The sequence below is a fragment of the Pedobacter sp. UYP1 genome, assembly GCF_040547305.1.
GTDB lineage: Bacteria > Bacteroidota > Bacteroidia > Sphingobacteriales > Sphingobacteriaceae > Pedobacter.
Genome location: NZ_JBEPPL010000017.1, coordinates 107,701 through 116,043 on the forward strand (window position 1 = coordinate 107,701; position 8,343 = coordinate 116,043).

An 8,343-nucleotide genomic window follows, 5' to 3' on the forward strand; every position below is an offset into this window, starting at 1 on the left:
ATCAATACCTTCAGCTTAGGAAAATATTCCTCCGAAGACCATGTTCAAATCAATTCAGCCAAAATTTCTAATAAAAGCTATCCTTGGGATTGCTTTACTTTCAAGTATCAATTGCGCAGTCGCCCAAGCACAGCAACTCCAATATAAAACTGGCAATAGTAACTGGAATCCTGACTCATTGGGTAACCACCGTGCAGTTGTTACGGTGAGTAATGCAGGTGCAGTCGCAAAAACAGTCATTGAATGGCGAAGAAAAGATGATCCCGCAAATAAAGAAATTATTGTGGTTGATGCCCGTTCCAATCAGCGGATACTGAATGTAAAAACGGATGCGCTATCACGTGAATCAGGGACGGTTTATTTCGAGCCATTATCTGGCGCAGGGACCTATTATATTTATTACTTGCCTTTTCATGTTCAACCAGGATCAAATTATCCAACAGCAGTTTATAAAAAACCAATTGATCGGGCCGCATCAGCCTGGAAAGATAAAATCAATGGTAAAACGATAACAGCTAAAGTAAATTACCTGGAGTCTTTTAACCAGTTAAATAGTTTTTATCCGATGGAAGTCATTGCTACCACAAAAGAAGTAGCAGGCCTGATTTCCAAAAACAAAGACCAACCTTACCTGATTTTTCCAGAAGACAGGCTGCATCCTGTAAAAATGGAAAAAGACCTGCCTCAGCGCTGGGTTCTTAAAGGAATAACTCAAACATTTACAGACACGGCGAGCCGGGGTGAGAATTTCAGCTTTCAGTTAGGGCTTTATGCCTTTTCAAAAGATCTGCACAAGGTAACGCTAAAGTTTACTGAGCTGAAAAGTGCTGATGGGACAATTATTCCAGCTGCGCTTCTCTCTTGCCTCAATACCGACGGCATCAACTGGGATAACAAGGTCTTAAGGAAACAAGTGGATGTAAATAAAGGCGAAATTCAATCGCTATGGTGTTTACTCGATATTCCAGAAAACACAAAACCTGCTACTTATACCGGAACAGTGACAATAATGAGTGAAGGAACTACACCAACTCCCATACAGCTCAAGATAGTAGTCAGTCCGAAAAAAGCAGTTAATGGAGGAGTAAATGAGCCATGGAAACAAACCCGCCTAACCTGGCTGAATTCTTCTTTAGGCCAGAAAAACGAATTGATCAAGCCTTATGTCCCTTTAAAAGTAAGCGGAAATACGATCAGTTTATTAGGTAGAAAAGTGATATTAGGAAACGATGGATTGCCTGCACAAATTGAATCATTCTTTACAGAAGAAATGACAGCAATTGATCAGCGTGCCCGGCCGTTATTAGCTGCTCCATTTGCTTTGACTGCTGAAGAAGCCGATGGTTCGGTTAGCCAATGGAAAACAGGAAAACCTGAAATTAAGCAAATTGAGCCCGGTGAAGTGGAGTGGACAGCGGTAAATACAGCCTCCAAATTAAAGATGGAAGTAAAAGCCAGCCTTGAATTTGACGGATTTCTGAATTATTCTATCAAATTGACGGCATTAACTGCTATAAAGCTTAAGGATATCAGAATGGTTATTCCTTTTCAGAAGCAAGTGGCTGAATATATGATGGGATTGAATTTAAAAGGCGGAAAAATACCTGCCGATTATCGATGGAAATGGGATGTTGCCCATAAAAATCAGGATGGTGCCTGGATTGGAGCAGTAAATGCAGGTCTGCGTTTCTCTTTAAAAGATGAGCATTACACCCGCCCGTTAAACACCAATTTCTACCTGGATAAACCACTTTTATTACCAGGCTCCTGGGGAAATCAGAATAAAGGAGGAATCGACATCAAACAAAACATCTCAAATACTATGGTGACGAACTATAGTGGTGCAAGGGAAATGAAAGCTGGCGATACGCTTTATTATAATTTCAACTTAATGATCACTCCTTTCCACGCGCTCAATACAGCGGATCAATGGGCAACACGGTACTATCATAAATATGCGAATGTGGATACGATTAAAGCCACAGGGGCAACCGTAATCAACATTCATCATGGAACTGCTATTAACCCATATATTAATTATCCTTTTATCGCGCACGATGCAATGAAGAGTTATATAGACTCTGCACACCACCTGGGCTTAAAAGTAAAGATATACAATACCGTTCGTGAGGTATCTAACAGTGCTTATGAATTAGCTCCCTTAAGAAGTCTGGGCCATGAGGTATTCTCTAAAGGTAAAGGAGGTGGTTATGCGTGGCTACAGGAGCATTTAAATGCAGATTATATTGCCGCCTGGTATGTGCCGGAAGTAAAAGACGCGGCTATTATCAATAGTGGGATGAGCCGCTGGCATAATTACTACGTGGAAGGCATGAGCTGGTTAGTACAAAATGTCGGGATTGATGGAATTTACCTGGATGATGTAGCTTACGACAGAACAACCATGAAAAGAATTAAAAGAGTATTAACTCAAAATGGTCACCCTGGCATTATTGATCTGCATTCAGCAAATCAGTATAATAAGCGTGATGGTTTTAATAACAGTGCCAATTTATATATGGATCATTTTCCTTACCTAAACAGACTGTGGTTTGGAGAAAACTTCGATTATGAGAACAATACACAAGATTTTTATCTGACAGAAATTTCAGGCATTCCATTCGGACTTATGGGTGAGATGCTGGAAGGTGGCGGCAATCCATGGAGAGGAATGCTTTATGGAATGACGAACCGCATGCCTTGGTCTGCTAATGCAGATCCACGCCCTATCTGGAAGATTTGGGATAGCTTTGGGCTTCAAAATAGCAGGATGATCGGTTACTGGGTCAAAAGCACCCCGGTTAAAACGACAACAGCAGATGTTTTAGCAACAGTTTATTTAAAAGATAAAAAGGCATTGATTGCGTTGGCAAGCTGGGCTAAGGAAGATACGAAGGTAAAACTTCAATTAGATTGGAAAGCTTTAGGGATTGATCCAAAAAAAGCAACGCTGAAAGCGCCTGCTATCCGGAATTTTCAACAGGCAGGTACTTTCACGGTGAATGAAGAAATTTCAGTTAAAAAAGGAGAAGGTTTATTGTTGATTTTGGAGTGATTTTCAGCGCTCAATTTTCAATTCTGAAATGATCTGTCAAATAATTTTATCCACGTCTTTAGCAGAACAAAACACAAAACACTGACAAACAGGTATTTAAATAAATATTTAAGCTAAAAATAATTGAATTATTTTTAGCTTATGTCACCACTTAGAGAATTAATGTGATCTAACTTTGTGGTGTGTGAATCTTTGAGAAGATTAGAAATCGTTCTTACCAACATTAATTAGTGTACCTCATGGCTTTAGGTGTGTTTAGCCATGAGGTATCTTTTAATTTGCTTTTTTCTTTTTACTTCCAAAACACAGTTCCACTATTTTCCTTACAGCCTTAGTGATCTCTTTTCTTCCCGCTTCGGTATTCAGGTCAAGTCCGCATAAGGTACTTGCATTCTTTTTAGTGTGTAAGACAGAATAATAAATTCCGCATATAATAATCGCTGAAACAGCCCTGAAATTGACGTCTGAGTCCTTAAAATAAGGATCTGTTAGCTTTAAAAGTTCTTCTCCCATAGCCTCGCGCTTTCTGCTCAGCTCGTTTAAAATATTGCTTTTTTCAGAGATTTCCCAAAGGATGATCCGCTGCATTTCATCTTCATTGAAAAAGAAATCAAACTGATTTTCGAAGATACTGGACGAAAACTCAATCATGGTTTGTTTTTTATTAGAGGCAACTGCTGCATCACTCACTTTTTTAGAAAAAGTGACCCAATAATCTCTTTCTATGAGATAAGTTTCAATTAAAGCATCAACTGTACCAAAATAGCGGTAGATCAATTTTTTACTGACCCCGGCACTTTTAGCAATTGCATTTACACCCAGCCCCGTATATCCAGTTGACCGGATAATTTCCCCTACTGCATCAATAAGCTTTCGCTCAGTTAGTTTCCTGTTTTTCGGCTCCGTTTTATTCAAAACATTTTTATCCAGCATAATCTCTTTCGTAGGAATTTACCCAAAAATAGAGTTTTATGTAATCTTTCAAACTTATTTTTTAGTTGATTTAATCAAGAGGCAGAGGAATTAACTGTATACAGACCGGTGAACTTCAATTTATGCGGTGATTAAATTACTTATTCATTGCATAATTGCGGCGAATATGTATATCCATCAACAATATAACTGGCCTGATTTTTACTGGAACACAGAAAACCTAAGTAAAAAAGTGGGGGAAGTAAGGCACAGGCAGGGCAAAATATTAGGTCAGATGAGTGCGCTGGGCTTTGATTTCAGAGAAGAGACGATCTTACAAACGCTTACACTGGACGTTACCAAATCGAGTGAAATCGAAGGGGTAATGTTGAGCAATGAACAAGTTCGTTCTTCTATTGCAAAGCGTCTGGGTATAGAAATTGCAGGTGCAGTACCAACAGAACGTCATGTAGATGGAGTAGTAGAAATGATGCTCAATGCGATTCAACATTATCAGCAACCTTTATCCGTCGAAAGATTAACTAACTGGCATGGAGCTTTGTTCCCTACAGGACGCAGCGGGCTCTACAAATTAAAGGTAGCCGAACTGCGTGATGGTCCTATGCAGGTTGTATCTGGAACAATGGGCAAAGAAAGAATACATTTTGAAGCTCCTTCAGCAGAAAGACCTTCCATTGAAATGAAAAAATTTATAGCGTGGGTTAATAGCGATCAGAATCTTGATCCTGTAACCAAAGCCGCAATCGCACATATATGGTTTGTTACCATACACCCTTTCGATGATGGTAATGGCCGTATGACAAGAGCAATTACAGATATGTTATTAGCCAGAGCGGATCAAACAGAAAATCGCTTTTATAGTATGTCTGCTCAATTACAAAAAGACAGGAATTATTATTATGAAACCCTTGAACAAACTCAAAAAGGGTCTATGGATATCACCGCCTGGATAAATTGGTTTTTAGATTGCCTGTATCGTGCTATGGATAGCACAGATGTAATACTGGATGCGATCCGGATCAGGACTCTTTTTTGGGAAGCAAACCGGAATACAGTATTTAATGTCCGCCAGCAAAAAATAGTTCAGCTTTTACTCGATGGATTCTTCGGTAATTTAACGGTTTCCAAGTGGTCAAAAATCACTAAATCCTCTAAAGACACCGCACTCAGAGATATTCAGGATTTGATAAAAAAAAACATACTCCTGCAGCAAGGTGCTGGCAGGAGTACAAATTACAAACTCTGTTTAGTTGAAAAAACAGATTAGTTGATCAGCTTAACCTGCTGATCAACTATATATTTATTGATGTATGCTTTGACCTCTGCTTTTTTAACAGGATCAGCAATCAGCTGGTCTAAAGAGATTAACCCCTTCTTATTTTCGTTCCCGCCAACGCCGATAAATACTGAGTTTTCTACTGTTAAGCTATGCGACCATTCAGTAATATTAATTTTAGGAATTTCAAAACGCGGGTCTGGAATGAGTTTGGAAACATCACCACCAACAGCATCATAAACTATCTTTTGAGAAGATACTGAAGCGAGTAATTTTGGCGCAGGATCATCCATTCTTCCCGTAGACAGGCCAAATACATTTTTAAGGGCCACAGTAAAGTTAGCACCTGCCAAATTCTGTCTCTCGCCTGCATCGATTTCATTATTGGCCACAGCCTGATAGACAACATTTATCTTTTGTCCCAACAGAATGCGTGTAAGCACGTGCGTACCATATTTCCCTACCAGATCAGCACTGCTCATTTTCAGGAGATCTTGTGTAAACACAGGAGTTAAATAATCGTGCCTGTCGGTATAATAAATGCCCAGACTTTTTGTCTGGCTGATCAGTGAATAATTCGCATAAACATATTTGCTTGAAAACGCATCTTTCTCAGGAAATGAGGAAGTAATCGTTCCTTTAAAAAAAGAAGCTTCATTTTCCAGTCCGGATGGAACCGGAAATTTTGTAACAAAGTTTGCTGCATCCTTACTAAAAACAACAAAAGGCGCTGCTGAAGTACTCGTACTGGTAATTAAACCATCCGGAGACTGTTTGGCGAAGGCATCTGCATCGATTGCCTGCGCACGTACAGCAGATAAATCATCATGCTTTCCTGTCACATCATATCCATGTCCAAGCACATTAGCAGTACTGCTCCAAACCAGGTCAGGTTTGTTAGTTATTTGTGGCATACGTGAAACAGCTACTTTAGTATCGGGCACGTAAACAGGCTCTATTATTCGATTTTCAGTTGATTTTTTACAAGAGGTAAATGCTGTAAACACAGCAATAAGAATAAGAATTTTTTTCACAGAAATAACTATTAGGTAATTTTATAAATATAATCATCGAATATATATATTAGACTGCATTTATTTCCCAAAAGTTCTTAATATTATCGCATAGCGTCATTCTCAGGCTACTATTTAAGAGAAAAAAGGTGCAAGTTTAGTGCTGATGAACTGATCAAACGAGGTTGGCGTAAATGCTTCATGTGTACGTGGAGTTGAATAAACTCCAGATGGATCACCCAAAGCCTTAAACAGCGCTGACAATTCTTTACTGACAGTAACATTTGCACCGAAACTTTCCAGCTCAGCACTTGCGTTTAATATTGATTTTTGCCGATAGGTAATCTTTTTCCCTAATAACCGGGACAATCTTAGCGCAACTTCCTCCGCGTTTAGATTTTCAGGCCCCATTAAATTTAGTTTCCATCGACCTGCCCAGGTATTATCCAAAAGAAATTTAGCCGCTGTATCTCCGATATCATCAGTGCTGATCCAGGGAATATCATGATCTGCTTCATAGGTAAAGGCGAATTCATTCCCAGACTTTATACTTTCAGCCTGCATCAAAATGTTTTCCATAAAATACCCTGGACGCAGGGCCAGCACATTTGTATTCAACTTATCAAACGCTATCTCCATATCACCTGCGTAACTTACCGTTCCCAAGTCATCGGCCGCCCCCGCACCCAATGACGAAATCAATACTACACGCTTGATTTTATGCTCACGGACTGCCGCTATCCCTGCCATAGTCACCTTATGGTACCACTCCTTTAAACTCGGCACCGTCAAAACAGGCGGCACCAGCCAGAGCAGCGCATCAGCGTCCTTTGTGGCCTGAATCATCTGTTCAGGATGACTAAGATCAACAACTCTGGAAATACTGTTATTAATTTCGAGCTGGTTCAACCGGTCAAGGCGCTGCCCGAGTAAAATTGGGGTCCCTCCCCCAGAACTTATTTGTACCGCTACTCTGCTGCCAATATTTCCCGTTGCTGCTGCTATTGCAATTTTCATCGTTTTTAAGCTTATGAATTACTTTCAAAAATATCCCTGCTCCCCTGAGCTCCGCCAAATGACTTTAGTCCCGGCACCGGATCCCAATATTCTTTGTAGTGCTGGAATTTATTTCCGGAAACCTTAAAGTACATCACATAATCCTGCGCATAAGGTAGCCCTGTGGAAGCAATCAGGGCTTCACCATGAGCTTCCGCCCAATACTCCTCCTTATTCTCCATAGGATATATCCTGACATCAGAAAACCTCAGATTCAGCATATTTTTGAGGCCAGCATTAATATGCTTGAAATAGGTATCCAGATTGATTTTCTTCCGATCAGGATAACCGGCTGAATCCGCATAGGGAAACTCAATAATAGCATCTTCGTTAAATAAGCTGATAACTTCTTCAGCACTTTCGTTAAAGGATGCCAGCAGTCTTTTCAAAAGTATATTTCCTTGATTATTCTCCATAATATTCGTTATTTTAATCAAAGCTACCCCTAAAACGATACATTTGAAATAAGGCACTTTATAGTGCCATGGATACCTAAAAGTATATTATGGACTCAAATACGCAAGAAGCCGCAAAAGAAAATACAAGTTTTTTAAAATTGCAACAGGCATTCCTGGCGAAATCTGCACTAGATGAAAGTTGTATACTTAATCAATCCCTCACCTTGATTGCTGACAAGTGGACTTTATTAATATTAATGGCACTGATGCAACAAGCAAAGAGGAATAGTGAGTTATTAAAGCAGATCAATGGCATTTCTCCAAAAATGCTTAACCAAACTCTTAAGACATTAATGTCTTATGGGATGATAGAACGCAAGGTGTATGCTGAGATGCCGCCACATGTTGAATATTTCCTGACAGAATTTGGGAAAAGTACTGCTACCCCGCTCTTAGCGCTACTGGACTGGTCAGTACAATGGGAAGCAGAAATCACTACCCTTTATAAGCAAAGGAGGGATCAAGCGGAAAATTTGGGGGGAATAAAATAAATTCTTTCTTTTGCATTTTTAAATCAAACAAGAATTTTCATTTTGAGTCAAGCCGAGCAAA

7 protein-coding genes are annotated in these 8,343 nt (G+C 39.6%); 3 read left to right on the forward strand and 4 right to left on the reverse strand.

Features of this window, described 5'->3' with window-relative positions:
* The first annotated feature begins 40 nt into the window (after nt 1-40).
* Nucleotides 41-3,055, forward strand: coding sequence for a glycoside hydrolase domain-containing protein (locus ABIB30_RS24125; RefSeq protein ID WP_354305596.1), 3,015 nt, complete (start codon nt 41-43; stop codon nt 3,053-3,055).
* Between the two features lie 273 nt (nt 3,056-3,328).
* Here the strand turns inward: ABIB30_RS24125 and ABIB30_RS24130 are convergent, their stop codons facing one another.
* Entirely contained in the window at nt 3,329-3,970 is a 642-nt protein-coding gene (locus ABIB30_RS24130; protein ID WP_354305597.1) for a TetR/AcrR family transcriptional regulator, read from the reverse strand.
* A 184-nt stretch (nt 3,971-4,154) separates the two neighbouring features.
* Between ABIB30_RS24130 and ABIB30_RS24135 the strand changes: the two genes are divergently transcribed.
* The gene (locus ABIB30_RS24135) at nt 4,155-5,255 is read left to right on the forward strand and encodes a Fic family protein (RefSeq protein ID WP_354305598.1); all 1,101 of its coding nucleotides are present in this window, start codon (nt 4,155-4,157) and stop codon (nt 5,253-5,255) included.
* On the opposite strand, the gene ABIB30_RS24140 is transcribed toward ABIB30_RS24135, so the two are convergent.
* The 3 genes from ABIB30_RS24140 to ABIB30_RS24150 all read right to left on the reverse strand — a co-directional run bounded on the left by ABIB30_RS24140 (nt 5,252) and on the right by ABIB30_RS24150 (nt 7,749).
* Nucleotides 5,252-6,298 carry a hypothetical protein gene (locus tag ABIB30_RS24140; RefSeq protein ID WP_354305599.1) on the reverse strand — a complete coding sequence of 349 codons (1,047 nt, stop codon included), beginning with the start codon at nt 6,296-6,298 and terminating at the stop codon, nt 5,252-5,254. The two genes, ABIB30_RS24135 and ABIB30_RS24140, sit on opposite strands and share 4 nt — an antisense overlap.
* A 114-nt stretch (nt 6,299-6,412) precedes the next feature.
* A complete protein-coding gene (locus ABIB30_RS24145) occupies nt 6,413-7,294 on the reverse strand; it encodes an NAD(P)H-binding protein (RefSeq protein WP_354305600.1) in 882 nt (293 codons plus the stop codon).
* Nucleotides 7,295-7,305: 11 nt separating this feature from the next.
* On the reverse strand, nt 7,306-7,749 hold the full coding sequence (locus ABIB30_RS24150) for a nuclear transport factor 2 family protein (RefSeq protein ID WP_354305601.1): 444 nt from the start codon (nt 7,747-7,749) through the stop codon (nt 7,306-7,308).
* 89 nt (nt 7,750-7,838) lie between these two features.
* Between ABIB30_RS24150 and ABIB30_RS24155 the strand changes: the two genes are divergently transcribed.
* Nucleotides 7,839-8,282, forward strand: a complete 444-nt coding sequence (locus tag ABIB30_RS24155; protein WP_354305602.1) for a winged helix-turn-helix transcriptional regulator — start codon at nt 7,839-7,841, stop codon at nt 8,280-8,282.
* The last annotated feature ends 61 nt before the right edge of the window (nt 8,283-8,343 follow it).

What these genes read in the sequence shown, in the direction of transcription:
- ABIB30_RS24145 (WP_354305600.1), bottom strand. Translation starts at nt 7,294, where the DNA reads ATGAAAATTGCAATAGCAGCAGCAACGGGAAATATTGGCAGCAGAGTA.
- ABIB30_RS24150 (WP_354305601.1), bottom strand. Translation starts at nt 7,749, where the DNA reads ATGGAGAATAATCAAGGAAATATACTTTTGAAAAGACTGCTGGCATCC.
- ABIB30_RS24155 (WP_354305602.1), top strand. Translation starts at nt 7,839, where the DNA reads ATGGACTCAAATACGCAAGAAGCCGCAAAAGAAAATACAAGTTTTTTA.
- ABIB30_RS24135 (WP_354305598.1), top strand. Translation starts at nt 4,155, where the DNA reads ATGTATATCCATCAACAATATAACTGGCCTGATTTTTACTGGAACACA.
- ABIB30_RS24125 (WP_354305596.1), top strand. Translation starts at nt 41, where the DNA reads ATGTTCAAATCAATTCAGCCAAAATTTCTAATAAAAGCTATCCTTGGG.